This window comes from Hymenobacter nivis, assembly GCF_003149515.1.
In the GTDB taxonomy this organism is placed as follows: Bacteria; Bacteroidota; Bacteroidia; order Cytophagales; family Hymenobacteraceae; genus Hymenobacter; species Hymenobacter nivis.
Map to the genome: position 1 here is coordinate 4,391,596 of NZ_CP029145.1, position 25,602 is coordinate 4,417,197.

Annotated in this window: 20 protein-coding genes; 11 read left to right on the plus strand and 9 right to left on the minus strand. The window is 63.4% G+C overall.

Features of this window, described 5'->3' with window-relative positions; all coding sequences use genetic code 11:
- Window positions 1–98: 98 nt before the first annotated feature.
- On the minus strand, window positions 99–2,006 hold the full coding sequence (locus DDQ68_RS19540; protein ID WP_109657802.1) for a BamA/TamA family outer membrane protein: 1,908 nt from the start codon (window positions 2,004–2,006) through the stop codon (window positions 99–101).
- A gap of 176 nt (window positions 2,007–2,182) precedes the next feature.
- Between DDQ68_RS19540 and DDQ68_RS19545 the strand changes: the two genes are divergently transcribed.
- The 7 genes from DDQ68_RS19545 to DDQ68_RS19580 all read left to right on the plus strand — a co-directional run bounded on the left by DDQ68_RS19545 (window position 2,183) and on the right by DDQ68_RS19580 (window position 7,974).
- Window positions 2,183–3,451, plus strand: coding sequence for a putative DNA modification/repair radical SAM protein (locus DDQ68_RS19545; RefSeq protein ID WP_109657803.1), 1,269 nt, complete (start codon window positions 2,183–2,185; stop codon window positions 3,449–3,451).
- A gap of 35 nt (window positions 3,452–3,486) precedes the next feature.
- Window positions 3,487–3,669, plus strand: a complete 183-nt coding sequence (locus DDQ68_RS19550) for a hypothetical protein (protein WP_109657804.1) — start codon at window positions 3,487–3,489, stop codon at window positions 3,667–3,669.
- A 276-nt stretch (window positions 3,670–3,945) separates the two neighbouring features.
- The gene (locus tag DDQ68_RS19555; protein WP_245897118.1) at window positions 3,946–4,788 is read left to right on the plus strand and encodes an alpha/beta fold hydrolase; all 843 of its coding nucleotides are present in this window, start codon (window positions 3,946–3,948) and stop codon (window positions 4,786–4,788) included.
- Window positions 4,785–5,711 carry a TIGR03915 family putative DNA repair protein gene (locus tag DDQ68_RS19560; RefSeq protein ID WP_109657806.1) on the plus strand — a complete coding sequence of 309 codons (927 nt, stop codon included), beginning with the start codon at window positions 4,785–4,787 and terminating at the stop codon, window positions 5,709–5,711. Before DDQ68_RS19555 ends, DDQ68_RS19560 begins: the two co-directional genes overlap by 4 nt.
- Before the next feature lie 108 nt (window positions 5,712–5,819).
- Window positions 5,820–6,674 carry a dTDP-4-dehydrorhamnose reductase gene (rfbD, locus tag DDQ68_RS19565; RefSeq protein WP_109657807.1) on the plus strand — a complete coding sequence of 285 codons (855 nt, stop codon included), beginning with the start codon at window positions 5,820–5,822 and terminating at the stop codon, window positions 6,672–6,674.
- Between the two features lie 350 nt (window positions 6,675–7,024).
- On the plus strand, window positions 7,025–7,414 hold the full coding sequence (locus DDQ68_RS19575) for a helix-turn-helix domain-containing protein (RefSeq protein ID WP_211320143.1): 390 nt from the start codon (window positions 7,025–7,027) through the stop codon (window positions 7,412–7,414).
- Window positions 7,333–7,974, plus strand: coding sequence for an IS630 family transposase (locus tag DDQ68_RS19580; RefSeq protein WP_245897119.1), 642 nt, complete (start codon window positions 7,333–7,335; stop codon window positions 7,972–7,974). The genes DDQ68_RS19575 and DDQ68_RS19580 overlap by 82 nt, the downstream gene beginning before the upstream one ends.
- A gap of 179 nt (window positions 7,975–8,153) precedes the next feature.
- On the opposite strand, the gene DDQ68_RS19585 is transcribed toward DDQ68_RS19580, so the two are convergent.
- A complete protein-coding gene (locus DDQ68_RS19585) occupies window positions 8,154–9,356 on the minus strand; it encodes an MFS transporter (protein ID WP_109657809.1) in 1,203 nt (400 codons plus the stop codon).
- Between the two features lie 109 nt (window positions 9,357–9,465).
- Between DDQ68_RS19585 and DDQ68_RS19590 the strand changes: the two genes are divergently transcribed.
- Window positions 9,466–10,014, plus strand: a complete 549-nt coding sequence (locus DDQ68_RS19590) for a GreA/GreB family elongation factor (protein ID WP_109657810.1) — start codon at window positions 9,466–9,468, stop codon at window positions 10,012–10,014.
- On the opposite strand, the gene DDQ68_RS19595 is transcribed toward DDQ68_RS19590, so the two are convergent.
- Both DDQ68_RS19595 and DDQ68_RS19600 read right to left on the minus strand, forming a co-directional pair.
- Window positions 10,001–10,789, minus strand: coding sequence for a carboxypeptidase-like regulatory domain-containing protein (locus tag DDQ68_RS19595; protein WP_109657811.1), 789 nt, complete (start codon window positions 10,787–10,789; stop codon window positions 10,001–10,003). The genes DDQ68_RS19590 and DDQ68_RS19595 overlap by 14 nt on opposite strands.
- A gap of 584 nt (window positions 10,790–11,373) precedes the next feature.
- Window positions 11,374–12,300 (minus strand): AraC family transcriptional regulator, encoded by a 927-nt coding sequence (locus DDQ68_RS19600; protein WP_109657812.1) that lies wholly within the window; start codon window positions 12,298–12,300, stop codon window positions 11,374–11,376.
- A 152-nt stretch (window positions 12,301–12,452) separates the two neighbouring features.
- Here DDQ68_RS19600 and DDQ68_RS19605 point away from each other — a divergent pair, with 152 nt between their 5' ends.
- The 3 genes from DDQ68_RS19605 to DDQ68_RS19615 all read left to right on the plus strand — a co-directional run bounded on the left by DDQ68_RS19605 (window position 12,453) and on the right by DDQ68_RS19615 (window position 14,980).
- Window positions 12,453–13,982, plus strand: a complete 1,530-nt coding sequence (locus DDQ68_RS19605; RefSeq protein ID WP_109657813.1) for an aldehyde dehydrogenase family protein — start codon at window positions 12,453–12,455, stop codon at window positions 13,980–13,982.
- A 67-nt stretch (window positions 13,983–14,049) separates the two neighbouring features.
- Window positions 14,050–14,580 (plus strand): hypothetical protein, encoded by a 531-nt coding sequence (locus DDQ68_RS19610; protein WP_109657814.1) that lies wholly within the window; start codon window positions 14,050–14,052, stop codon window positions 14,578–14,580.
- A gap of 7 nt (window positions 14,581–14,587) precedes the next feature.
- The gene (locus DDQ68_RS19615; RefSeq protein WP_109657815.1) at window positions 14,588–14,980 is read left to right on the plus strand and encodes a DUF779 domain-containing protein; all 393 of its coding nucleotides are present in this window, start codon (window positions 14,588–14,590) and stop codon (window positions 14,978–14,980) included.
- Window positions 14,981–15,205: 225 nt separating this feature from the next.
- Here DDQ68_RS19615 and DDQ68_RS19620 read toward each other — a convergent pair whose 3' ends face one another.
- The 5 genes from DDQ68_RS19620 to DDQ68_RS19640 all read right to left on the minus strand — a co-directional run bounded on the left by DDQ68_RS19620 (window position 15,206) and on the right by DDQ68_RS19640 (window position 25,547).
- Window positions 15,206–15,715 (minus strand): DUF4440 domain-containing protein, encoded by a 510-nt coding sequence (locus DDQ68_RS19620; protein ID WP_109657816.1) that lies wholly within the window; start codon window positions 15,713–15,715, stop codon window positions 15,206–15,208.
- A gap of 106 nt (window positions 15,716–15,821) precedes the next feature.
- Window positions 15,822–16,361, minus strand: a complete 540-nt coding sequence (locus DDQ68_RS19625; RefSeq protein ID WP_109657817.1) for a YMGG-like glycine zipper-containing protein — start codon at window positions 16,359–16,361, stop codon at window positions 15,822–15,824.
- Between the two features lie 177 nt (window positions 16,362–16,538).
- On the minus strand, window positions 16,539–18,965 hold the full coding sequence (pbpC, locus tag DDQ68_RS19630; RefSeq protein ID WP_109657818.1) for a penicillin-binding protein 1C: 2,427 nt from the start codon (window positions 18,963–18,965) through the stop codon (window positions 16,539–16,541).
- Entirely contained in the window at window positions 18,962–19,846 is an 885-nt protein-coding gene (locus tag DDQ68_RS19635) for a hypothetical protein (RefSeq protein ID WP_109657819.1), read from the minus strand. Before DDQ68_RS19635 ends, pbpC begins: the two co-directional genes overlap by 4 nt.
- 157 nt (window positions 19,847–20,003) lie before the next feature.
- The gene (locus DDQ68_RS19640; protein ID WP_109657820.1) at window positions 20,004–25,547 is read right to left on the minus strand and encodes an alpha-2-macroglobulin; all 5,544 of its coding nucleotides are present in this window, start codon (window positions 25,545–25,547) and stop codon (window positions 20,004–20,006) included.
- Between the last annotated feature and the right edge of the window lie 55 nt (window positions 25,548–25,602).

Below are 25,602 nucleotides of genomic sequence, written 5' to 3' on the forward strand. Positions count from 1 at the left end.
AGGGCAAGCGGCGGCTTGCCCTTTTTTTGCGCAATGCTGCCAGCGCCGTGCGATGCAAGGGCTCGCCCGGGGCCCCAATGGCGGAAGCGTTGCCAGGCCTATTGGTAGATGGTGACGCCGGGGGCCCCGATGCCGAAGTCGGTGAAGGAAACGGTTTCGCGGGCGGTTTCGAACACGTGCAGGCCATTGGCCGATACGAGGCCGCGCGGGTAGTAGCCCAGCAAAATCTGGAAGGTGCGCAGGGCCGTGAACTCGTTGCGCAGGCGCAGGCCCAGGCCGAAGCCCGTGTAGGGCGTGTTGCCGAAGGGCGTGCCGCCGCCTACTTTTTCGCCTACCCAGGCCGCATCGGCAAAGGCCACGCCGGCCACCCGGAAGCCCAGCAGCGAGAGCGGCGTGAACACCGTGGTTTCGTAGTTGAAGGCGAAGCGGCTGGTGGCCAGGATGGGTACCGACGGCGAAAACCCCCGGATGCCCCGCTCGTCAGAAATGCCTTGCAGCAGCTCGCCCGGCCGGCGGTTGAAGCCCACCGTGGTGGTGGTGCCCAAAAAGTGGCGGTACTGGTAGTTGCCCAGGCGGTAGAGGCGGGTGAAGTACGTGGTCTGGGCATTGAGCAGGCCCTGCTCCCAGGCGCGGTGGTCGGCTAGACGCTGGAAGGTACCAAACTCTAGATTGCCAAATAAATAGCCGTGGCGCTGGCTGAAAATAGCCGCCGCGAGGCGCACGTCGAAGTAGCGGCGCGGTACTACGGCGTTGGCGTCGAGGCCGGCCGTGAAGCTGAGCAGCGTGCCGGTGGGCACGTCCTCGGTGCGGCCGAAGCCGAACAGGTAGCGGTCCTTGTAATACCGCCGCACCGAGTAGCCCACGGTGCCCAAAACCAGGCTCGTGTTGCGGTAGTCGGCGGTGGGGCTGACGGTGTAATCGGTGCGGGTGAAGCGGGTGGCCACGATGAGGCGCCCCGGGTTTTCGTAGCCCAGGTCGTAGGAGCGCAGGCGCAGCGACCGGCCCACCCACAGGTCTTGTCGGTTGTAGCGCAGGTTATAGTAGCTCAGGATTTCGCCCGGTTGCTGCACCGTGAGCGTGATTTGCTGATTGTAAGAGTCCATCGACAGGGCCCCGGCGTAGCGCGTGTTCACGGAGTAGAAGCCGCGCTGCAACGATACGCCGCCGTGCTCGTCGCGGAACTCGTTGTTGTAGCGCGCCTGAGCCAGAAAGAAGTGCCGGAACGGCACCGAGTAGTCGCCACTGTAGCGCCAGCGCTGGTCGAGGTTGCGCCCGTACTGGTACGTGTTGTCGAAGTGGTGGCCCAGGCCCAGGAAGTTCTGGTCGCCCAAGTCCACGCGGCCCGCGGCGGCCCCGCCAGGCTCGAAGTTGCCCGTAATGCTGAACACATCGGTGGTAATAACCACAATGTCAATGCTGTCGGCGGTGGAGGTGCGTTCATTTACCAATACCCGGGCGTCGAGGATTTCGTCGGTTTGGCGCAGCAGGCGCTCCGATTCGGCTAGGGCCTGGGGGGCCAGCCGCTGGCCCGGCCGGAACAGCAGCACCTGCCGGATGCGCGAGGGCGCCGTGCGGATGTGTACCCAGTTGCCGGTGCGGTCGAGCAGCGAGCGGGGCTGCCGCGTCGAGTCGGTGAGGCTGTAGCCAAACGCATCGTTAGGTCGCACCGTCACGCGGCGCACCACCTTGAACGTATGGCGGTCGAACTGCCGGTCGAGCAGCACGGCGTCGAGGCCCGCGTTTTCCTCTTTGGGGCGGGTGAGGCGCAGCGCCGCCGCCGCCGCTCGCCCCACGATGGTTTTGCGCCGGGTGTAGGCTTGCAGCTTCAGGCGCAGGCGCTGCTCGTCGAAGTCGCGGCGTAGCGAATCGGGCTGCTCGCGGCGCAGGGCGGCGTCGGTGCGCAACGAGTCGGGCGGTACCGCCGAGCGCGGGTCGAACGACTGCGCCCGCGCCGCGCCGCCCAGTCCCAGCAGTAAAAAAAGAAAGACGGCGCAGCGCAACAACATATAGGGGGCCCTTGAGCAGCCGTAAGCAATATACGAAACGGCTGGGGCTTCATTTTAGTAGAGCCCCGGATTGAATGAGCCCTACTAAGAAACTTTTTCTAACAAAATTAGCTTAACAGGCATTGCCCGTTAGCGGGATTTGCAGTACTTTTAACACCGAAAAGCAGCCATTCCCGATGAACGAGCGCATTCAGGAAAAACTAAGCATATTAGCTGATGCCGCAAAGTACGATGCTTCGTGCAGCAGTAGCGGCGGCAAGCGCAAAAACGAAGGCAAGGGCCTGGGCAACGCCGAGGGCATGGGCATCTGCCACAGCTACACCGAGGACGGCCGCTGCGTGAGCCTGCTCAAGATTCTGCTCACCAACCATTGCATTTTCGACTGCGCCTACTGCGTGTCGCGCCGCTCGAACGACGTGAAGCGCGCCGCCTTCACCGTGGATGAAGTAGTGGACCTGACCATCAACTTCTACCGCCGCAACTATATCGAGGGCCTGTTTCTGAGTTCCGGTATTTTCAGCAGCCCCGACTACACGATGGAGCGCCTAGTGCGCATCGTGAAAAAGCTGCGCACCGAGCACCAGTTCAACGGTTACATCCACGTCAAAACCATCCCTGGGGCCTCCGAGGAGCTTATTCAGGAAGCCGGTTTGTACGCCGACCGCCTGAGCGTGAACATCGAATTGCCTTCGGAGCTGGCCTTGCAAACGCTGGCGCCGGAGAAAAACTACCAGGAGATTTTGACCCCGATGGCTCAGATTCGGGACGGCATCATTCAGAATAAGGAGGAAAAGGCGCTGTTCAAGAAAGTGCCGGCCTTCGCCACCGCGGGCCAAACTACGCAGCTCATTGTGGGGGCCAGCGGCGAAACCGACCTGCAAATCATCAAGCTCTCCGACTCGCTCTACCAGGGCTACGGCCTGAAGCGCGTGTACTACTCGGGCTACGTGCCCGTGACCGACGACGCCCGCCTGCCGCAGGTGACGCAGCCGCCCGTCATCCGCGAGCACCGCCTGTACCAAACCGACTGGCTGATGCGCTTTTACGGCTTCCAGGCCGACGAAATCCTGGACCCCGCGCACCCGCACCTGGATTTGGAGATCGACCCCAAGCTGGCCTGGGCCCTGCGCAACCGCCACGTGTTCCCCATCGACGTGAACACGGCCGACTTTGAGATGATTCTGCGCATTCCCGGCGTGGGGGCCCGCTCGGCCAAGCGCATTATTGCGGCCCGGCGCTTTGCCCCGCTCACCACCGAGCACCTGCACAGCTTCGGCGTGGTGCTGAAGCGGGCCAAGTTTTTCCTCACCTGCCGCGGCGAGCAGCGCACCGCCCTGGGCGAGCTGACTGAGCAGCAGGTGCGCCGCCAAATCTTGTTCGGCGCCGGCTCGGTGCGCTCGGCCCTGGTCACGCAGCAGCTCGATTTATTTGCCCAAGCCAGCTAATCAACTTCTCGGTTTCTCCTTTTAACGCCTTGGTTATGAAAGTTTCGCACCGCCAAAACGTCGTTCGCCGCTTCGCCTACGAAGGCAGCGGCAAGGCCCCGCGCCTCTCGTGCTGCTGCCACATCAGCGAGCTGATGCCGCTGGTGCGCCAGCTCCACGGCATGGCCCGCGCCGAGGCCGAAGCGCGCCAGGAACAGGAAAACCAGCAGGCTGCTTAAAGGGTTAGCGGCGCTGCTGTAGCGCGGACTTTGTATTCCGCGGCTTTCGCTTCGTCCTGCCGATGACCGTTGGACGCTCGGGCAGCGCCGCGGACTACAAAGTCTATGCTACAGACCGTTCAGTAACCAGGCAGCGAACGCGGACTACAAAGTTCGCGCTACAGACTATCCAGCGACCGTTCAACTGCACAGACTCGCAGCGTCCACGCTACAGCAGCAACCTGGGGCCCCGGCCTGCGGTATGCCCGTATGGCTTACCCCCTCGAACATTACTTTGTGACCACTAATGGCCTGACGCTGCACGTGGTGCAGTGCGGCCCCGCCGCGGGGCCCCTGGTGGTACTCCTGCACGGCTTCCCCGAGTTTTGGTACGCGTGGCGGCAGCAACTGGGGGCCCTGGCCGACGCCGGCTACCGCGTATGGGCCCCCGACCAGCGCGGCTATAACCTGAGTGATAAGCCGCGCCCCGTGCGCGCCTACGCCATCAACGAGTTGGCGGCCGACGTGCTAGGCCTGCTCGATGCCGCCGGCCACGACACCGCCGCCGTGGTAGGCCACGACTGGGGCGCGGCCGTGACCTGGTACTTGGCCGCCAACTTTCCCGAACGCATCCGCCGCGCCGCGGCGCTGAACGTGCCCCACCCGCGGGCGCTGGTCGGGGCCCTGCGCCGCCAGCCGCGGCAGCTTTTGAAAAGTTGGTACGTGTTCTTCTTCCAACTGCCGTGGCTGCCCGAAACCCTGGCGCGGCTGCGTGGCGCGTGGCTGGCGCGCCAGGCCCTGCGGCGCACCAGCCGCCCTGGCACGTTCAGCGACGCGGATTTGGTGGCTTACCAAGCCGCCTGGGCTCAGCCGGGGGCCCTGCGCAGCATGATTAACTGGTACCGGGCCGCCGCCCGGTTTGGCCGCCGCCTGGGCCAAACCGGGCGCGTGGCGGTGCCGCTGCACATCATCTGGGGGCGGCACGATGCATTTTTGAGCGCTAACCTGGCCCAGGAGAGTTTAGCTTACTGCGACGATGGGCGGCTGACCTACCTCAAGGCCAGCCACTGGGTGCAGCACGAAGAAGCGGCGCAGGTAAACCAACTCTTGATTGAATTTTTACGCGAAACGCCCGCATGAGCAAGTTCCCGTCTTTGCGCCGGCCGGCAGCCGTGGGCCCCGCCGCGGCCCGGCCCGTGGGGGCCCCCGCCCTCACCGCCGCCCCGCGCGACTACACCTACGACGGCACGTTCGAGGGCCTGCTCACAGTGCTCTTCACGGTGTACGACTGGCGCGCTGCGCCCAACTCCATCCAGCCCGAAGCCACCGCCCAAACGGGCCTGTTTGCCCAGCCCGCGCACCGCGCCACCGACGAAACCCAGGCCACCCGCGTGTGGGACGGCCTGCTGCGCGCCATGACTGCCGAGGCCCGCGCCCGCCTCTACCACGTGTTCCTGAGCGAAGATGCGGAGCGGGAGATGCTGATTTTCAGGTACGTGGACCTGGCCTTGCGCACTGCGGCCGACATCTCGGAGAACTACACCGACGCCACCGTGCGCCGGGTGCAGCGCCTGGCCCAGCAAATGTTCCGCGAAAAGCACCGCATGGAGGCCTTTGTGCGGTTTGAGAAAACCAGCGATGGCCTGTTCCACGCCAACATCGAGCCCGACTACGACGTGCTGCCGCTCATCGCCCCGCATTTCACCAAGCGCTACGCCGACCAGCGCTGGCTGATTTACGACCGCCGCCGCCGCTACGGCTTGTATTATGATTTGACGCGCACCGACATCGTACAATTCGAGGAAACTGGGGCCCCGGCGCGCGCCACCGACGTGGCCGCCACCGTGCTCGACGAGCGCGAGCCGCTGTTCCAGGTACTCTGGCAGGCGTATTTCGACCACGTGAACATCCCTGAGCGCCGCAACCTGAAGCTGCACCGCCGCCACATGCCCCTGCGCTACTGGAAGTACCTGAGCGAGAAGCAGCCGCGCGCCCAGCCCTTCCAGCCCATCCAAAACAAGCGCCCGCCCCAGCCGGGGCCCCCACTGCTGGGCGCGGAGTAAGGCGCGGGCGCGGTTACTTTGTGCATTGGTGTGAGGATGGCAAAGGCTATCCGTACTTCGGTTTGGTGCACATTTTCCACATTACTACATTTTTTCACATTCGATTTGATGAGCAGCATTTTGGTTTTTGGCGCCTCCGGGCAATTGGGGCAGTGCCTGGCGCACGTGGCGCAGGAGCGGAACATCCCGGGCATCGTTTTTCCGCCCGAGGCGCAGGCCAACATCCTGGACGTGAGCGGACTGCAAGCGCTGTTTGCGGAGCACAAGCCGGCCTATTGCATCAACTGCGCCGCCTACACGGCCGTGGACAAGGCCGAGGACGAGCTGGACCTGGCCCGCAAAATCAACCGCGACGGGGTGGAAAACCTGGCCCGCTTGTGCGGCGAGCACGGCACTACGCTCATCCAGATTTCGACCGACTTTGTGTTTGCCGGCACCGGCAACACGCCTCTGGTGGAAACCGACGCCGCCGAGCCTATCAGCGTCTACGGCCTCACCAAGCTCGAAGGCGAGCAGGTGATTCTGGCCCACACGCGCCAGTTTTTCATCCTGCGCACGAGCTGGCTGTACTCCGAATACGCCAACAACTTCGTGAAAACAATGCTGCGCCTGGGCCAGGACCGCGACGAGCTGCGCGTCATCTGGGACCAGACCGGCACGCCCTGCTACGCCATCGACCTGGCCGGCTGCATCCTCACCATCATCGAATCGCAGAGCCAGCAATACGGCATCTACCACTATAGCAACGAAGGCGTTACGTCGTGGTACGACTTTGCCACGGCCATCTTCGAGCTAAGCGGCACGCCGGTAAAAACCGTGCCCATCCGCACCGCCGAATACCCCACCAAAGCCACCCGCCCAGCCTACTCAGTAATGGACAAGACTAAAGCCAAAACGCAGCTTGGAATAGCTATTCCGCACTGGCGCGAGAGTTTGGCGGTATGTATCAAAGCGCTGTCATAAAGTGTATTATGATTAATAATATATAAAAAATATGTCAAAATCTTATATATTTGAGTTGCTAACACCAGGGGAGGCCCTTGTAAGAATGAGCCTGCTGCTGGTTGCTGTTATTGGCTTCTTTTATCTGTTCTGGCCCCAATATGCCTTGTTCTGGGAGCCTATATATACACAGGCTACAATTCTAAAGCTTGATTCGAGAAGTGTAGAGTATAAGTTTTATGTGCCTTTGCAGAATAAAACGTTGTTTTTTGAAAGGACTATCCAACTTCATGAGTCAAAAAGGTTACAAGGGTACACGAAGCTAGAGCGGATTTCAGAATAGTATACGGGTTTGGTGGTATCTTCTGATTATGAAAGCGTATTCTCTTGATTTGCGCGAACGCGTGGCGGCCGCTAGTGCGCAGCCCGGCCGCACCATGCCAGCCGTGGCCGCCCAGTTCAGCGTCTCGGTGTCGTTTGTGGAAAAGCTGCTGCACCGCCAGCGCACTACGGGCTCGGTGGCGGCACTGCCCCCGCATCCTGGTCCAGCGCCGGAACTGGACGCGGCCGCCCGGAACGAATTGCGGGCCTGCCTGCGCCAGGAGCCCGATGCCACGCTGGCCGAATTGTGCACCTGGCTGGCCGCCATTGGTGGTCCGGCCGTGAGCCAATCGACCTTGTGGCGAGCCGTGCAGGCGCTGGATTGGCGGCGAAAAAAAAGAGCGTTCACGCCGCTGAGCGCGACACCCAGCGGGTCGTAGCCCTGCGCCGGGCCTTTGTCGAAGCGGTGCAAGCCGCAGATTTCACCTGTTTGAAGTTCGTGGACGAGACCAGTACCAACCTGACCTATTGCCGCCGCTACGCCCGGGCCGAAGGCGGGCAGCGCGCCCACCAGGCCACGCCCCTGCACGGGGGGCCGAACGTGACGCTCGTAGCTGCCCTGACGCCCACCGGCCTGCAAGCGGCCATGACCCTGAGCGGGGCCGTCAACGGGGACGTGTTTGCCGCCTATCTCGACCAGGTGCTCGGCCCCACCCTGGTGCCCGGCGACGTGGTCGTGCTCGACAACCTGCCGGCCCATAAAGTCGCTGGACTGGCCCAACTCGTAGAAGCCCGCGGAGCCCGCCTGCTTTACTTACCCCCTTACTCGCCTGACTTCAATCCCATTGAGTTGGCCTTCAGCAAGCTCAAAACCTGGCTGCGCAGGGCCCAGGCCCGCACCCGAGAAGCGCTGGAAGGCGTTATCCAGACGGCCACTGAATGGATAAGTGAGCAGGATGCTAGAAACTGGTTTGACCATTGTGGATACCACGTACAGTAACCTGAAATTCGCTCTAGATGTTGTATATCCTGCTTCTAATCCTGACTATGTAGTAATTCCTATTTTGCAACGCCCATTACCATTCTGGTTCTATGCTGGGATAAATCTCATAACACTTCTTTCCTTCATTCAGAGTGTTGAAGCATTTAGAAAAAGCTTTCATAGCGTAGAATAATATTCTACCGCTCATAAAACCGGTGCAGCGCCAGCGCCAGCGCTACGAAGGCGCTGCCTACTAGGCACACGCCGGCCCATCCGAAGTGCGTCCAGGCCAGGCCGCCGGCGATGGAGCCCAGGGAGCCGCCGGTGAAGTAGCCCGTCATGTACACCGTGTTGAGGCGGCTGCGGGCCTCGGGGCGCAGCGAAAAGATGAGCGTCTGGTTGGAAATGTGGACCGACTGCACGCCCACGTCGAGCAGGAGAATACCCAGCACCAGCCCGGCCAGGTAGCCACCGCCCATCCCCAGCAGCAGGTACGAAGCCAACGCCAGCACCAGCCCCGCCGTGATGGCGTAGCTTGACCCGCGCCGGTCGGCCAAGCCACCGGCCAGCGGCGCGGCCAGGGCCCCGGCGGCGCCTACTAGCCCAAAAAAGCCCGCCACGTCGCTACCGTAGCCATAGGCGGGGCTGCCGAGGTAAAAAACCAGCGTCGTCCAGAACACGCTGAACGCCGCGAAGACGCTGCCGCCTACCAGCGCCGAGCGCCGCAGGTCCGGCAACTCGCGCGCCAGCGTAATCAACGAGCGCATGAGCGAGCCGTAGGTGCCCGCAAAGTGGGGGCGGTCGGTGGGCAGGCGCCAGGCCAGCAGGGCCGTGAGGGCCACCATGAGCACCGCCGCGCCTTCAAAAACCACGCGCCAGCCGAAGTGGGCCCCTACGTAGCCGCTGGCGGTGCGCGAGAGCAAAATGCCGATGAGCAAGCCGCTCATGATGCGGCCCACGATGCGGCCGCGGCTTTCCTCGGGGGCCAGGTGGGCGGCCATGGGTAGTAGCAGCTGCGGCACCGCCGAGCAGATGCCTACCAGCACACTGGCCCCGGCCAGCACCCCGAAGCTGGGGGCCCCTGCCACCAGGCCCAGGCAGCCGGCTGCGCCCAGCAGCATCAACAGAATCAGGCGCTTGCGCTCCAGCATATCGCCGAGCGGCACCACCAGCAAGATGCCCAGCGTGTAGCCTATCTGGGTAGCCGTGGCCACGAGGCTAGCCTGGCTGTCGGAGATGCCGAACGTGCGGCCGATGGCGGCCAGTAGTGGCTGGTTGTAGTAAATGTTGGCCACCACCAAGCCGCAAGTGAGGGCCATTAGCCAAACCAGCGCGTTGTCGAGGCGGGGAGCGGCGGATTTGGCAGTAAGTGGCGTTGGAGCCACCGGAGATGATTTCATAGTAACGGTAAGCAAGGAATAAGCGGCGCGAGTCGGACAGAGGTTCTTAACCCTAGGGCCCTTGTAATGGTTGCCGGCAACCCCGCCCCGGCCATTGCGTTCAACCCTGATGAGCCGCGCATTCACCAAAGAAGACGACGTACAGGCCGCGCCCATCGTGCCGCCCCGCGCCGCCCTGCCGCCGGGCACACCCAACTACGTCACGCCCCAGGGCCTGGCGCAACTGCGCGCCGAGCACACGGCCCTCGAAGCCGAGCACACGGTCGCCGCGGCCAACCACGACAACGATACCGACCGCACCCACCGCCTCTCGCTGCTAAACGGCCGCTTGGCGCTGCTGGCCGAGCGCATCACCAGCGCCAAGGTGATTGACCTGCAAGGGCAACCGACCAAGGAAGTGCGCTTCGGAGCCACTGTGCGGCTGCGCACCGTAAGCGGCGGCAAAGTAGGCTTCGAGCGCACCTTCACTATCGTGGGCGTCGACGAAGCCGATGTGGCGGCGGGCAAAGTGGGCTTCGTGGCGCCCATTGCCCGCGCCATTATTGGCGTGAAGCTGGGCAAGAAAGCCATGCTGCCGCTGGGGCCCCCGCCGGAAGTGGTGGAGGTGGTAAGCATTGCTTATGCTGAGCCGGCGCCTTCCGTGCCTACGGCATCGTGAAGCTGACGACGGGCGAAGGCGTTAGGTTGGGGTTGAACCAGGTGAGCTGGAGGCCCGTAACCAAGTCGTTGTAGAAGCTGCCCTGGCCCGTGCCGTACGCTACGGCGTAGGCGGTGGTGCCGCTGGCGGCGCTAAAGCCACGACCCAGTAGGTTGGCGCGGCTCATCGTCCAGGTAGAAGCACTCACGGCCATGGCTTGTGAACCGCCGGTAAAAATGTGGATGGAACTGGTGGCCGTCAGGTAGCTCACGTCGGGCGTCGTACCAAAGTACAGCACGTAGTCGTGGTTGAAGTCCGGTAGCAGGGTGGTGAGGGTAGTTCGGAAATTAATGGCTGGTACGGTTCCGCCTCCTCCAGTGGTGGCCATTATGCTGGTGGCCTGGAGGCCAGTGGCCCGAATGGTGGGCTCCTGAACGAGCGAGTAGGTTTCGGGTAGCCGGGTAATTACCTCAACCTGCGGATGGGCTACGCTGCGGAGCAGAAACGTGCTCAGGCCGGGCTTGGTGAACACGAGGCTATAGGTGCCGGCCGGCACTGCGCCAATAATAAATTCGCCGGCGTCGTTCGTTGTGGCCGTAAGTAAGGGGTTTGTATTCAGTACCGTAACCGTCACGCCTTCCTTAGGCTGGGCCTTGCTGTTTTGGTCGATGACGGTGACCGTGCCCGCAATGCCGGTCGTCGGTGTGGGGTCCTGGTTCTTTTTGCCGCAGCCATTGAGCAGGGCCAGTGCGTAGCACAGCCCAAGCAGCCAGCAGTACCGTAGGTTTGTTTTCATAAGGAAGGAGCAAGTATTAGAAGGTGTGGCTACGCGGTGTAATATTGGTTGCTAATGTAAAGTGGTAGAAGGCGGACGCAGGGGCCCGCTGTAAAATGTTGCTGCAACCAGTATTGTGCAGCGTGGTAATCACGGCGGCCATGGCCTTCACTTCGCACTGGATAGGTTTTGCGTTCGGGGTACCTGAATCGCTGCCCCGCAGGGGTCCCGTGGGGTTCCGGTAGCTAACTTGGAAACCACTCTACGGCCAGTGCCTTCGACCCCGGCGCAACGGCCGCCAACTGCGCCTGGGGCGACGACGGCCACGCGCCCTACATCACAGCCAGCACCTTCATGTGCCGCATGAAAATACTGGCCCAAGGTGAGGTGGGTAATTGATTTAGGGGCTCCGGGGGGAATTAAAGCACGTTTGGAATCTAAAGAGTGCTTTTAAAACGTCATGCTGAGCGCAGCCGAAGCATCTTTACCGCGGCAGTAATTGTTGGTTTACTGCCGCGGTAGAGATGCTTCGGCTGCGCTCAGCATGACGTTCTTTTAAATTTCCAGCTGTACTCTTAGCAACCGTTAGCCTGGGAGCCCAAGATTCATACCGTCAGCTTCCTATAGGCCCCTGGGGTCAGGCCCTCGTGCTTTTTGAATAGGGCCTGGAAGTGCGACAGGTTGTTAAAGCCGGCGCGCAGGCACACATCGGTCACGTTGGCCAGGGGCTGGCGCAGCAGGTGCTTGGCCTCGGCTAGTCGCTCGCGGATGATGTACTCGATGGGGGTTAGGCCGAACTCGCGCTTGAACACCCGGAAGAAGTTGGCCTTGCTCATGCAGGCCAGGGCGCTGAGCTTGTCCACCGACAGGTTTTCGGTCAGGTGGCGCTTGATGTAGTCCACTACGGCGGCGAAGCGGTGGGTGGTGAGGTGCCGGGCGTAGTCGTGGAAAATGAGCGCGCGGGCCTGGGTTTGCATCAGGCGCACCAGCAGCTCCTGCAAAGTGAAGCTGGCCAGCACATCCTTGGCCGCGTCGGTAGTGCGCGACACGGCCACGAGGCGCTCCAGGGTGCCGGTCAGCTCGGGGGTGTTGGTGAGGTGGGCGTGCTCGGGGGCCCCTAGGGCCCAGGGCGTGTGGGCCTCAGCGCGCGGGTAGCGCTCATTCAGCAGCTCCACGGTATGGCGGATGGTATCCGGGGCGATGGCCACGGCCAGGCATTGGGTGGGTTGGCAGGCGCAGGCCTCGGGGAAGTCAATCTCCATCCGCTCGTCTTCGCCCACCACCACCGACTCGCCGGGGAAGTAATCGAAGGCAGGGCGGCCGGGCAGGTGCATTACCTTTTTGCCGCGCAGCATGGTCGTCAGGGCCAGGCCGTCGAGGCGCAGGGCCACGCGGTAAGCCTTTTGGTGGGTTTCGAAGATGTTCAGCTCGTAAGAATCCAGGGCGAAAACGGTGCGGTTTTCCACTAGGCTCTGCAGCTGGTGCGGTGGCAGCGGGGCCACGGCGGCGGGCAAATGGACGCGAGGATTCATAAGCAAAACGAATGACGAAGACCATGAAGCGCCGCCCGGCAGGTGCAAGTTGCGACAATCCCAGCACTTTCTGCGACGATAACGCAAACGGTTGTTCTACTAATACAAGATCTTTGGCCATTCGCCAACCTCAACCAATTAATTCCTCCGTTATGGCCGAAGTGCTCGAAAAATCCACCACTGTGGTGGCCCGTCCCCAATTCAAGTCCCACTACGACAACTTCATCGGGGGCAAATGGGTGGCCCCCGTCAAGGGCCAGTATTTTGATAACCCGTCGCCCATCGACGGCAAGGCCTTCTGCAAGGTGGCCCGCAGCACCAAGGAAGACATTGAGCTGGCCCTCGACGCGGCCCACGACGCCTTCAAAACCTGGGGCAAGGCCTCGGCGGCCGTGCGCAGCGGCGTGCTGCTGAAAATTGCCGACATCATGGAAGCCAATCTGCCGTACCTGGCCGCCGTGGAAACGGTGGAAAACGGCAAGGCCATCCGCGAAACGATGGCGGCCGACCTGCCGCTGTGCATCGACCACTTTCGCTATTTCGCGGGCGTGATTCGGGCCGAAGAAGGCTCGGCCACGGAGCTGAACGAGAACACTTTGTCGCTCGTGATTCAGGAGCCGCTGGGCGTGGTCGGCCAGATCATTCCCTGGAACTTCCCGCTGCTGATGGCCACCTGGAAGCTGGCCCCGGCCATTGCCGCCGGCTGCTGCGTGGTGATGAAGCCCGCCGAGCAAACGCCCGCCAGCATCATGATCCTCATGGAGCTGATCCAGGACGTGGTGCCCGCCGGCGTGATCAACGTGGTGAACGGCTTCGGCCTGGAAGCCGGCAAGCCGCTGGCCAGCAACAAGCGCGTGCAAAAAGTGTCGTTCACGGGCGAGACGACCACCGGCCGTCTCATCCTGCAATACGCCGCCGAAAACATCATCCCCGTGACTATGGAGCTGGGTGGTAAGTCGCCCAACATCTTCTGCAAGAGCGTGATGGACCACGACGACGATTTCCTTGATAAGTGCATCGAGGGCGCCGTGATGTTTGCTTTGAACCAAGGTGAAATCTGCACCTGCCCCTCGCGCCTGCTGGTGCACGAAGACATTTATGACGAGTTCATTGCCCGTGTTATTGAGCGGGTGAAGGCCATCAAGCTCGGCAACCCGATGGACACCGACACCATGATGGGGGCCCAGGCCAGTAACGACCAGTTCGAGAAAATCCTGAGCTACCTCGAAATTGGCAAGGCCGAAGGAGCCGAGGTGCTGGTGGGCGGCGAGGCTTACCAGCAGGAGGATGGGGCCCTGGCCGAGGGCTACTACATCCAGCCCACCATTTTCCGGGGCCACAACAAAATGCGGATTTTCCAGGAGGAAATCTTCGGCCCGGTGCTATCGGTGACGACCTTTAAGGACAACGAGGAGGCGCTGGCCATTGCCAACGACACGCTCTATGGCCTCGGCGCCGGCCTCTGGAGCCGTGACGCCCACGAGCTGTACCAGATGCCCCGCGCCATCCAGGCCGGCCGCGTGTGGGTGAACTGCTACCACGACTACCCGGCCGGGGCCCCCTTCGGCGGCTACAAAGCCTCGGGCTTCGGCCGCGAAAACCACAAGATGATGCTCGGTCACTACCGCCAAACCAAGAACATGCTCATCAGCTACAGCAAGCAAAAGCTGGGCTTCTTTTAGGTAAATGGGTCAATGAAAGAATGGTCCGGTGGCTGGTTGGCTGCCGGGCCATTCTTCGCTTTAGGGCTTGGCTGACAACGACCTATTGGCACCGGCGTCCGTATATTCGGTCATTGCTGAACCAGTTACTCAGACGGCCATCCGAAACGTAATAAATCGGCTGCCCTGGGCCCTGCTGGGGCTTGGCGCCACCGGGTTTGCCAGCGGGGCCCAGGCCCAAACGCTGCCCGTGCCCGGCACCCGCAACCCGGATTGGAAACTCGAAAAAACCGAGTACCGACGCTACAACGCGCCGCTGGACACGTTGCCGGGTGGCCGGGATGGAACGTCAACGGCCAGCTACGACCGCTATTCCTCTTCGGGTTCGGACAAAATGCCCAACACCGCACAAAAAAGTATTTCGAGCGCTGGCAACCGCAGCTACCACTGGGACGCCGACCTGGCCTATGCTTGGCCGAGCCAGCCGATCCAGTCGGGCCGGCCGGAGCCAGATACCGTAACGGTGCAGGAGCAGCGCACCGGCACCGTGCACACCTACCGCCGCATTCCCGCGAAGGCCGATTTTTGCCTGTGGCATTACGTCAAACCCTCTAAATAATCCTCACATGCCCACGCCCCGCGTCCTCGCCACCCAAGCCGCCGAAGCCACCATCGACCTCCTGCGCGACGAGCACGGGCCCCTGATGTTCCACCAAAGCGGCGGGTGCTGCGACGGCTCCTCGCCGATGTGCTTCACCAAGGGCGAATTCCGCATCGGGGGCAACGACGTGTGGCTGGGCCAAATCCACGGCTGCGACTTCTTTATGAGCACCAGCCAGTTCGAATACTGGCAGCACACACAGCTCACTATCGACGTGACGAAAGGCCGGGGGGCCAGCTTCTCGCTGGAGATTCCGCTCGGCGTACGTTTCCTCATCCGCTCCCGGCTGTTTAGCGAGGAAGAATCCAAAGACATGGCCCCGGTGCTGAACGGCGAAGAGTACCTGGAAGCTGCCTAGAAACTGTTTGACTTGATTTTTTGGCTCTTGGAACGATGTAGAAACGCATCCTTGCGTCTTCGGTTTGAACGACTTATCCGAAAACCGTTCAAACCGGAGACGCAAAGATGCGTCTCTACATCGTGCTGGCGCTAACCCAAAGAGTTCCTCAGGACCCAACCGCCAGAACGCAAAGGGCCCCGGCAACTTCAGTTGCCGGGGCCCTTTGCGTTCTGGGAAGGACAGTTATTTCTTCACCTGCACGGGCAGGTCTTCGAGTTGGGCGTAGCTGAGCTTCCAGGTGCCATCGCTGCCTTTCTTCCAGAGTAGCAGGAAGTTGCCTTCACCGATGCCGCCTTGCTTTTCGGTGGCGATGGGTAGCACATCTACCGCAAACGTGCCGGCCTCGTAGGCCATGTTGGTGTCGGTGCCGCTGCTGGTGGTGCTGGTTTTCAGGTTGGCTACCGTACCGATGGTGGGCGTAATCCACTTGTTGGTAATTTCATCCTTGCCGCTGAAGCGCGTCGCGCCCTGCAAAAACTGAGCATCGTCGGCCAAAAAGGCGGCGGCTTTGGCGGCGTCTTTGTTGTTCCAGGCGCTCAGGAACTGTTGGTTGAGGTCCGACACGCTCACGTTGCCGCTGGTCGTAGTGGTAGTGGTTGTAGCGCTTGGGGCCCCGTTGGTGGCCGGGGCGTTGTTGCCGCCGCACGAGGCTAATAAAGCAGCGGTACCCAGCGCAAACAGATAAATTTTCATAATTCGTAAAGAAAAAGACAAGGTGTGAAAGAAAAGTAGAGAAGAAAAAACAAATAAAACCCAGGCCGGCGAGGCCTGGGTTTTCAAGGAAGTACCAGGCAGCAGCCTACCAGCTTTTCCGGCGCATGGGCGAGGTCGGGTAGGCCGTTAACGCGTTGCCATAGTCGGGGTTGGGCAGGTAGCCCGAAGCGGGGCTGACGCCAGCCGGGCCGGCGCTGGCAACCAGAGCCGTGGTACCAACTGCCACGGCAGTAGCGCCGGCCACGCGGCCCAGGCTGCCCGGGGCGACGGCCACGCTACGGCGTTCGGCGGCGGCGCGCTCGGCAGCGTTGGCACGAGCGTCGGCCGCGGCGATGCGCTCGTTGGCGGCGGCGCGCTCGTTGGCCAGGGCGGCGGCTTGCTTACGCTTGTTGTCGGTATGCTTGCCGATGGCGTAGCCTATGCCGGCGCCGGCCACGCCGCCGATGGCGCCGCCTACCACGCGGTTGCGCTTATTAATTAGGGCCCCGCCCAGGATGCCGGCGGCCCCGCCAATGGCGGCGCCTTTGCCCTGCGGGCTCCAGTTGCGCTGGGCTTGGGCCTGCGAGCTAAATAAAATGCTGAACAGCAGGACCGGAATTAGGAATAACCAGCTGGTATTTTTCATGGGAGGAAAGAAATAAGATATTGAAAAGAATGAAATGGGCAATGGTAAGAACCGGCTGTGCCGGGCCCTAGGCATGGTGTTTTACAAGCACCGTGCCAAGCCGACGAAGGTACGGGGCCCGGCCGGGCGTGGTTTGGGTTGGGCTGACTAATGGCGCCGGGGCCCCGCTAACCGCCGCTACTGCTCGGCCACGAGCAGCTGCACATCTACGTTGCGGCCGTGGTCGTCGGCACACGATACTTTCACTGGCCCCGCAGGCGGGCGAAAAAATACCCGCTCAGCCGCCCCAGCGGCGCGTAGAAACTGGTCGTTCACGTACCAAAACACTTGGCGCACTTCGGGCCCCGCGGCGCAACTGAGCAGCAGTTGCTGCTGCTCGTCGCGGTTGAGCAGGTACTCGGTGTGGGGCAGGGGCGAGGTAATGGCCAGCGGCGCGGCCGTGCCGTCGTCGGCGCCGCGCACCAGGCGGCAGGCGGGGTTGTGGGGAGGTAGGCGCGGCGCGGGTAGCCCCTGCGCCGCCCGAAATGCTAATACCTCGGGCAGTGGGTTGGCAAACAGCTGCCGCCGGTAGCCGCTAGGGGGCACGCAGGCCCGGCAGTAGCTCAGGGCCCCATCGGCCGATACGAGCACTTCTTTCACGTGCTCGCAACGCCGTGCCGACGACAGCCCCGGCAGATAATAATCGAGGATTTGGTGGGGGCAATGCTCGCCCGGCACCAAGCCGCTTTCGGCGCAGACAAGCCGGAAATCGAGGGTGGCCGGGGGCACGGCCCAGTGGTTAGGTGAGTTGTAGGCCAGGGCGTTGAATAAGTCGAACAGCAGCGGTGTAGCCACGTCGGCCCCGGTTAGGGCTGGGCTGCCCTGGCCGCTGAAGTTGCCCACCCACACCCCGATGGTATAGTCGCGGTTGTAGCCCAGGCTCCAGGCGTCGCGGCGGCCGTAGCTGGTACCGGTTTTCCAGGCGATTTTGGGCAGGCGTAGGCTGTTTTCGTAGCCCAGCGGCAGGTCAGGCCGCGTGCGTTGGGCCAGGATGTCGGTGACGAGGAATGCGGCCGCGGGGGAAAGGAGTTGGGCGGAATTAAAAATTAAAAATGAAGAATTAGAAATTGGCCCCACAGCTTGGCCTTGTTTGCGCACGTTCCCCAATGCCCTATTTTTAATTTTTAATTCTTCATTTTTAATTTCAAAACGCAGTGACCCAAACTGCCCGCCATTCGCCAGGGCCGCATATAGCCCGGTCAGCTCTTCTAGGGTGGCGCCGCAGCCGCCCAGTACGGTGCTCAGGCCCAGGCGCGGCGCGGCGCGGGCCACGGTGCGGAAGCCCGCCTGGCGCAGCTTATCGGTGAAGGCGGGCACGCCCAAATCGGCTAGCAGGCGCACCGCTGGGATGTTGAGCGAGCACACCAGGGCCCGCTCCACGGTCACTTCGCCCTGGCAATTTTTGTCGAAGTTTTCGGGCCGGAAGCCGTTGAAGTTGGTAGGCACGTCGGGCAGCTGCATTTTGGGCGTGGCCAGGCCCCGGTCGAAAGCCAGGCCGTAGAGCAGTGGCTTGAGCGTGCTGCCCGGTGAGCGCACGGCCCGCACGCCGTCGACCTGCCCCTGGCTGGCCGCGTCGCTAAAGTCTGACGAGCCCACGTAGGCCTCCACGGCGCGGGTGCGGTTGTTCACCACCAGCACGGCGGCCTGCGTGATGCCCAGCTCGCGCAGGCGCCGCACGTAGTTGCGGGTCAGGTCTTCGGCCTTGGCTTGGGGGCCCCGGCGCAGGGTGGAGGTAATGATGGCCTGGCCTGGAAACTGCGCTACCAGCCGCCGCGCCAGGTGCGGGGCCAGCGCGGGGGGGCCGTGGCGCTGGGCGTCGAGCGGCTCGGCCAGAGCGTCGGCAATGTCCTGGGCCGGGAAGATGTGGTCGCGCTGCATCTGGCGCAGCCAGTGGTTGCGCTTGGCCAGAATCTGGGGGTTGCTGCGGCCCAGCACCAGCAGGCGCGGCTGGTTGGGGATGACGGCCAGCGTCACGGTTTGGGCCAGCGACAGGTAGTCGGGTGGCTGCTGGAAGTAGAGCAGCGCCGCCGATTTTACGCCCTCAATATTGCTGCCGTAGGGCACCAGGTTCAGGTAGAGCTGCAAGATTTCGGCCTTGCTGTAGTGGGCCTCCAACTGCACGGCGCGCAGCATTTCGAGCGTTTTGTTGCCGAAGGTGCGCGCCTTGGGCTCCAGCAGCCGGGCCACCTGCATGGTGATGGTGCTGGCCCCCGTGGTGCGCCCGCGCCCAAACAAGTTGCGCCCCGCCGCCAGCACCACGGCCACCGGGTTTACCCCGAAATGGTACTGGAAATACCGGTCTTCCTTGTAGATAATGGCCCGCTGCAAGGCCGGCGTAATCTCGCGCAGCTCGGTTTTCATGCGCCACTTCTGCGTCGGGTTCAGGAAAGCGTGGAGCACCGAACCGTCGGCCGCCGTCACCAGGGGCGAGTACTGCGGTGCGGGCGGCAGCGGGCACAGCCGGTCGAGCCCCGCGGCGACTACGGCCAGCCCCAGCAGCGCCAGCCCGGCGCGGCGCAGCCAGGGGCCCCAGCTGGCCCACCCGCGCAGTTGCCCGGTTTTCATAGGGCTGGGAAAGCAACGGCCGGCATGCGCCAGTCGCGCTTCAGCCAGCGGAGCACGGCGCGCCGCCAGCCGGGGTTTTGGCGAAACTTAGCCTTGCCCTCGGCCAGCGCGGGCACGTCCAGGGCCCCGGCGCGGGCCTGCCAGGCGGCCAGCGGCCGGGGCCCCGCGGGCGCGAAAAGCTCTGCCAGCACGGGCCGGATTTCCTTGAGGTTCCAGTAGTGGTACACCCACGGCGCGGCCGCCCGCACCACGCCCGCCCGGGCCAGTACTACGCTGAAGGCCAGCTGCTCCATCACGTGCTTGGGGTAGAGGCGGTGGAGCTGCTCGGTGAGGGTGAGCACCTGGGCCAGCAGCGGCGCGTCGGTGCTGCGCAGGCCCAGGGCCCCGGCGTTGTACATCTGGGTATCGGGGGGGATGGGGCCCCCGGCCAGGACCGTGCGGCCGGCGTCCTGCTGCAAGGCCTGGTTGATCTTGCGGTTCAGCGAGTTGCCATCGCGCAGCCGCCCTTCGCCCACGTGCATAAACCGTTCGCCGCGGCCCAGGGCCCCAAAAACCTCAGCCAGCGGCTGCACAAAAACGGTGTCGGTGTCCACGTACAGTAGGTTGCCGGCATAGCGCGCGGCGGCGTGTATTAGCACCTCAATCTTAACGCGGTGCACGAAGTCGATTTCCCCGCGCCACGCCTGCCACTGGGTGGGCTCGATGGGCACGTATTCCACCGCCGCCGAATCGCCCAGCACCCGCCGGAAGTGCGCCGGGTTATCGGTGTACACTACCACCCGGGCCCCCACCGGCTGCCGCAAATACGACAGGATGCTGAACAGCGCTTCGTTCAGCACATCCGGGTTGCCATAGGCTTGGTAAAGGATAAAATCGGCCATGCGGCGCAAGTTAGGGGTAGTTTTCGCCGGGCCGGGCTGCCAGCTTTTCCGCTGGCTGCCCGGTAATCGCTGAATCTTTGAACCAGCACCTGGGGGCCCAAACCGCTGCAACGATTAGCGGGCAGCCGGCGGAAAAGCCAGCAGCCCGCCCGTTCGGCTACTTCACGCGCACCACGCCGGTCCCGTTGTACGAGTGGTATTCAGCGTTGTACATGGCGTCGGCGCTGATGGGGCCCAGCTTGAAGGTGCCTTTGCTGACGGCGCGGGCCAGGTAGTAGAACACCCGGGGCTTAGCGCTGGCGGTGGTGAAGATGTTCAGGCGGTCGTCGCGCACGTCGAGGTAGTCGGGGGTGGCGGCGTCCTTGGCCCAGTCCAATTCGCGCACGGCGCCGATGCGGGGGTTTTCGATTTCCAGGCCCGCAGGCAGCAGGTCGGTGATGGCCACGTTCTTCACCTCGCCGGCCGCGTCGGCGGCCTGGATGGTGATGCGGACCACCACCAAATCGTTCTGGGCGAAGGTGGGGGCCCCCAGCGGCTGGCCGGCGCGGCTCAGGAACTGGCGGCGCACCTTGAGGTAGGAATCCTCCTCGCGGACGGGCGTGCTGGGGCTGATGCCGGCCAGCTCCCAGAAATAGAACAGGTTGCCCTGGCCGGCGGCGCGCAGCGTGAGGGCCCGGTTGGCCACGTTGCGCACCGTGAGGTCGGGGCCCGTGAAGGTGCTCAGCGTCTGGCCGCCGGCGGCCAGGGCCCCGGTGGCGGTGCTGCGGGCGTTCTGGCGGGCAATTTTGCCCAGGGCTAGCAGGGCAAAGGCGCTTTCCTGGGTGCTGAGCCAGCCGGCCTGCTTCACCTGGCGGCTGAGCTGGCGGGCCAGGGTGGTCACCTGCGGGTTGTGGGGGTCGGTGGCGAGCAGGGCGTTCAGCACCAGGGCCTCGTCGCGGATGGGCGAGTAGAACGAGCCGTCCAGGGCCCGGCCGGCGGCGGTTTCGCCCCCGAACTTGGTGGGCAGCAGCTCTCGGAACTGGCGCTGGTTGCCGAGCACGCCCTGGGTGCAGGCCAGCAGAAACTTCGAGTCTTCGGCCAGCAGCGGGCGGTTGGCGCGGTAGTAGTTCATGGCCACGGCGTCTTGCCGGCCGGCCAGGGCCAGCACGTACAGCGAGTAGGCAATTTCCTTCTTGGCGATGATTTTCTGGCGGGCAATGTTGCTCGCGTCGAAGAAGCGGTACTCCTCGGTTTCGCGCTTTTTGAGGCGGAATTGCAGATAGCTCAGCACCTTGTCGAGCACCGATTTATTCACTGCGAAGTTGGCCTGCTGGGCTTCGAGCAGGAAGTGGGCGGCGTAGGCCGTGGCCCACCAGTTGTCGTAGTCGCCGCCCGGCCAGTAGCTCAGGCTGCCGTTGTAGAGCTGCATCGACTCGATTTTACGGATGGCGGCCTGCACGTTGGCGTTGGGGTTATAGCGCTGGGCCTTGGCGGCGGCCCCGGTTTGCTGCTGCAAAGTGGCCGCCAAATCGCCGTAGTACAGCTGCGGGAACGCGGCCGACACGGTTTGCTCCAGGCAGCCGTAGGGGTATTGCAGCAGGTAGCGCAGGTCCTTGCTAAACTCCGTCAGCGGCGAGCGGCTGATGACTACTTGGCTCTGCAGCGAAGCGGGCAGGAAATCAGTCGTCAGGTTGAAGGCCCCCGTAGTGCCGCCGGCCACCACGCCGCTGCCGGTGCGCTTTTCGAGCGGCGCGGCAGGGCGCACGGGGATTTCGATAGTTTCGGTGAAGGTTTCAGTCGTTCCTTTTAAGCCGGCAGCAACTATTTTAACGCTTCCATTGCCAATGGTTTGCCTTGCGCCAATGTGGAAAGTGACTTTATTCTCTTGATTAGGAAGTAGAGGCACCGTCCATTCCTCATTTCTGCCTTTCACGCTGACACCATCTACTCCGTTTAACTCGGCTATGGGTTCGGCGGATACGAGCGGGCCAGTGAGCTGTTTCGTGACCTTAACAAACACCCGATTACTCGTCGTATTCGTCAGCGTCACCGGCACGTCAACCGTGTCGCCGGGGCTGAGGAAGCGGGGCAGCGCGGTGGAAATCACCACCGGGTCGGCCACCTTCATGGTGTGCTCGGCGGCGCCGAAAGCGTCGTCTTTGTAGGCCACGGCCATGATGCGCAGGGCCCCCGAGAACTGCGGCACGCGCACCCGGTAGCGCACCTTGCCGCTGCCGTCGGCGGTGAGGATGCCGCTCCAGTTGGCCACCAGTTTCACGCGGCGGCTGGGCACGGGCGTGGTGCGGCGGCGCAGGTCGGCGGCGTCGCCGCCCGTGCTGCTGCTGCCCAGCTCGGGCAGCAGGAAGGGGTACACGTCGTAGGCCGATACTTCGAGGGCGCGCTTCTGGTAGAAGTAGCCGTAAGGGTCGGGCGTGAGGTAGCCTTTGCGCTGCAAAATGCCCTCGTCCACCACGGCCAGCGTGACCTGGGCCCCCGGCGCGGTGCTCACTTCGATGGTCTGGAAGGTTTGGGAGCGGCTGGCGGCGGGCGCGGCCAGGGCCACCGCCAGGCGGGCAGCGGGCCGCTCCACGCGCAGCGGCACGAAGCCGCGCGCCACCGTCAGGGGCAGGCCGTGGTCGGTGATGGCGCGGATGGCGGTGGCCGTCACGTACACATTGGGCACGTGGTCGGCGGTGATGGGGATTCTCACGCGGGCTGATTTCTGGTCGGTGTTCACGTAGAAGTGTTTGAGCACGTGGTCGCGCTCCACCGTGACGAGGATGCGGCCGGCGAAGGGCGTTTTCAGCAGCAGGTTGGCCGTTTCGCCAGGGGCGTACGTGGCCTTGTCGGGCTCAATGGTCACCTCGCCTTCATTGTTGACCTCGAAGGAGTTGGCCTGCGTATCGCCGTAGCCGTAGGCATAAAAGCGCTGCATCACGTAGGGCAGAGCCCCCGGCCGGCTCACGCGCACCTCGTACTCGCCCGAGTAGATGGGGGTGAAGTTCAGGGCCGTGCCGGGGCCCACCGTCAGGCTTTGGGTGAGCGCGGTTTGCTCGCGCTGCTGCGAGTTATACACGAAGCGGCCGCCCTGGCGCTCCAGCACGGTTTCCCAGAGCAGGCGCACCACGCGCACCTGCGCGGCGGCCCGGGTGGGGGCCCCGGCCGGCGTGAGGGCCAGCACCCGCAGCGGCACCGCCTGGCGCGTGTTCACCAAATCGGGCAGGTTTTGCAGGCCAAACATCGTGGCCTGGGTTTGCACCTCGAAGGTGGCCAGGCGGTTCACCGGCCGCCCCGTCTCGTCAAATACTGTGGCAAAAGCCGCGCCCTCCAGCGTGCCCAAATCGGCAAACTGTGGTACGGCGTAGGTGGCCGTACCGCGGCCGGCGGCATCGGTACGGCCCTCGCGCAGGGCTTTTTCGAAGCGCGTGCCCAGGGCGGTTTCGGCTTGCTCGTTGTCGCGGTCGGTAGTTTTGCGGCGTAGCCCGTTGTTGATGGCGAAGCTGTAACTGGCGTAGCCTTTGGGGTTGAAGGCCTTCTGCTTCAGCGAAAACTCGACTTCGTACTTGCGGTCGGTGGCTGGGGGCCCAAACAGGTTCACGGCCGCGAGGCTGGCCGTCACGGTTTGGCCGGGGCGCAGCACGGCGGGCGCGGCCGTCACGGTCACCTTCAGGCGGTCAGGAATAAACTCCTCCACGCTGATTTTCTTGGAGCTGAGCAGCAGGTCGTTGCCGGTCAGCACTTCCAGCGTGTACAGGCCGGTCATGATGGACGGCGGCAAAATGAACTGGCTCTCAAACGCGCCCGTGCCGTTCAGCTTTTGCTGCAAGCTGCTGTATTCCTTGCCGGTGGGTAGCAGCAGGCGGATTTTCATGGGCAGGCTGGCGGGCGGCGTTTTCCAGGCGTCGGTACGCACTACAGTGTTGGTGCGCACGGTGTCGCCGGGGCGGTACAGGTCCCGGTCGCCGTACAAAAAGGCCTGGTAGCGGGCCGCATTGCTCTGCAAGCCGCCCACTTCAAAGCGTGAGGTTTCGACCTTGCTCCGCGTCAGGTCCAGGAACGTGAAGTCCGCGTCCTTCGTCGCCGTCACCATCCCCAGCGTAAAGCGCTTCATCGAGGCCGCCGAATCGAACTGCGCCACGCCCGCCTGGTCGGTCGTGGCCGAGCCCAGCACTTGGTTGTTCGTGCTCACCAAATTCACCGTGACGCCGCCGATGGGCTGGGCCGTGCGGATGGAGTTGGCGAATACCAGCGTGCCGCCGGTTGCCCCCTGCCGCACAATAAGGCCCACATCGGTCACGGCCACCAACTTGCTCACTTGCAGGTACTGGTGCTCGGTGTCTTCCACTTTCACCACGTACAGCCCCTTCAGGGGCCCCTGGAATTCCAGCTCCTTCAGGTCCAGGTTCAGCAGGCGCAGGCCGGCCTCCTTGGGCAGTCCGTCCACCGAAACCATGCGCTCGGAAATGACGCTGCCCAGCGTTTCGAGGTCGTAGTAGCGGTAGCTGCGGTCGATGTAGTCGCCGTTTTCGTCGGTGCTCGATTCGCGCTGGGCTTCCTCGTATTGGGGGTAGCCGTACTGCTGCTCCTGGCGCAGCAGCTGCTGGATATTATTGGCGTACACCTTGGCGATGGTCACCTTCACCTTGCCCACCTGGTTGATGCGTAGCCCCAGGTTACGGGGCCCCAGTGCGCCGAGATACAGGGCCTTGTCGCCGCTGGCAAACGTGATGCTCGGGTCCTCATCGCCAAACGAAACGGCCTGCTGAAACGCATCGCGCAGGGTGCCGCCCAGCAGCCCGTGGGCGCCGGCGGCCAGCCCAATCTGGTAGCTTTTGCCCACCTCAAAGCCGCCGCGCAGCGCAAAACCGCTCTCCTGCGCCTCCACTGAAAACGCCACCGCGGGCGTCACGGTGAGGGCCTTTTGCACGTCGGCCACCGCAATGGGCTGGCTCAGGTTCACGGTTACCACGGGCTGGCCGTCGAGCAGGGCCCCGGTCAGCTCGCGCACCTCCAGGGTGCTCTGGTCGGGCACCTCGGCCTGGGCCACGAGCGGCGCAGTGGTGGCCTTGGTGCCGGCGGCGGGGCGCAGGCCGGGCGCAATTTCGAAGGTGATGGGGGCCCCGGGGTGCACATCCTGCGCGAAGCTCAGGCCCAGCGTCTGGTCGGGCTCGGCGCTGATAAGGTTCACAGCCAGCGGCTTGCCGTCCTGGCTAACTTTGAGGCGGCTGCGCACGTCGGCGGGCCGCACGGGGTAGTTGAATACCAGGTTGGCCCGTAGCTCGGCCGTACCCGTGGCCTTGGCCGAGCGGCCAAAGAACACCTGCGGGTCGCCCATGCGCAGGTACGGCGTGTGAAAGCGGCTGCGGTTGATGGCCAGTTTCTGCTTGCCGCTGGGCAGGGCCCCGGGCCGCAGGTCGGCCGAAAACACGGTGCTGGGCCGGAACGGCTCCAGGGGCGAAAACGTCAGCTCCCGGTCGCCGGTCCACTTGAATTTACCCCGCACGGCGGGCGTAAATTTTACGTATTGCGTGGTATCCCAGCGGTTTTGCTGGGCCTCGTCCACCACTTTCTCGTCGAAGGTGAACACCACGTTCGAATGCGGGTCCACCTCGTCGCCATCGGTCTGAGCCTGCGCGATGGCCTGCTCCTGGGCGGTTTTTTTGGAGCAGGAAAAAGTAGCCAACAGTAACGACAGCGGTAGAAAACGGAAGCGGGCCAGCATGGGAAGGAGAGGATAAAACCGGGCGGAAGGTAATACCTAAAATCTGCTATACTTC

What these genes read in the sequence shown, in the direction of transcription:
- rfbD (WP_109657807.1), top strand. Translation starts at nt 5,820, where the DNA reads ATGAGCAGCATTTTGGTTTTTGGCGCCTCCGGGCAATTGGGGCAGTGC.
- DDQ68_RS19545 (WP_109657803.1), top strand. Translation starts at nt 2,183, where the DNA reads ATGAACGAGCGCATTCAGGAAAAACTAAGCATATTAGCTGATGCCGCA.
- DDQ68_RS19560 (WP_109657806.1), top strand. Translation starts at nt 4,785, where the DNA reads ATGAGCAAGTTCCCGTCTTTGCGCCGGCCGGCAGCCGTGGGCCCCGCC.
- DDQ68_RS19620 (WP_109657816.1), bottom strand. Translation starts at nt 15,715, where the DNA reads ATGAAAATTTATCTGTTTGCGCTGGGTACCGCTGCTTTATTAGCCTCG.
- DDQ68_RS19640 (WP_109657820.1), bottom strand. Translation starts at nt 25,547, where the DNA reads ATGCTGGCCCGCTTCCGTTTTCTACCGCTGTCGTTACTGTTGGCTACT.
- DDQ68_RS19550 (WP_109657804.1), top strand. Translation starts at nt 3,487, where the DNA reads ATGAAAGTTTCGCACCGCCAAAACGTCGTTCGCCGCTTCGCCTACGAA.
- DDQ68_RS19585 (WP_109657809.1), bottom strand. Translation starts at nt 9,356, where the DNA reads ATGAAATCATCTCCGGTGGCTCCAACGCCACTTACTGCCAAATCCGCC.
- DDQ68_RS19615 (WP_109657815.1), top strand. Translation starts at nt 14,588, where the DNA reads ATGCCCACGCCCCGCGTCCTCGCCACCCAAGCCGCCGAAGCCACCATC.
- DDQ68_RS19625 (WP_109657817.1), bottom strand. Translation starts at nt 16,361, where the DNA reads ATGAAAAATACCAGCTGGTTATTCCTAATTCCGGTCCTGCTGTTCAGC.
- pbpC (WP_109657818.1), bottom strand. Translation starts at nt 18,965, where the DNA reads ATGAAAACCGGGCAACTGCGCGGGTGGGCCAGCTGGGGCCCCTGGCTG.
- DDQ68_RS19540 (WP_109657802.1), bottom strand. Translation starts at nt 2,006, where the DNA reads ATGTTGTTGCGCTGCGCCGTCTTTCTTTTTTTACTGCTGGGACTGGGC.
- DDQ68_RS19595 (WP_109657811.1), bottom strand. Translation starts at nt 10,789, where the DNA reads ATGAAAACAAACCTACGGTACTGCTGGCTGCTTGGGCTGTGCTACGCA.
- DDQ68_RS19605 (WP_109657813.1), top strand. Translation starts at nt 12,453, where the DNA reads ATGGCCGAAGTGCTCGAAAAATCCACCACTGTGGTGGCCCGTCCCCAA.
- DDQ68_RS19635 (WP_109657819.1), bottom strand. Translation starts at nt 19,846, where the DNA reads ATGGCCGATTTTATCCTTTACCAAGCCTATGGCAACCCGGATGTGCTG.
- DDQ68_RS19590 (WP_109657810.1), top strand. Translation starts at nt 9,466, where the DNA reads ATGAGCCGCGCATTCACCAAAGAAGACGACGTACAGGCCGCGCCCATC.
- DDQ68_RS19600 (WP_109657812.1), bottom strand. Translation starts at nt 12,300, where the DNA reads ATGAATCCTCGCGTCCATTTGCCCGCCGCCGTGGCCCCGCTGCCACCG.
- DDQ68_RS19575 (WP_211320143.1), top strand. Translation starts at nt 7,025, where the DNA reads ATGAAAGCGTATTCTCTTGATTTGCGCGAACGCGTGGCGGCCGCTAGT.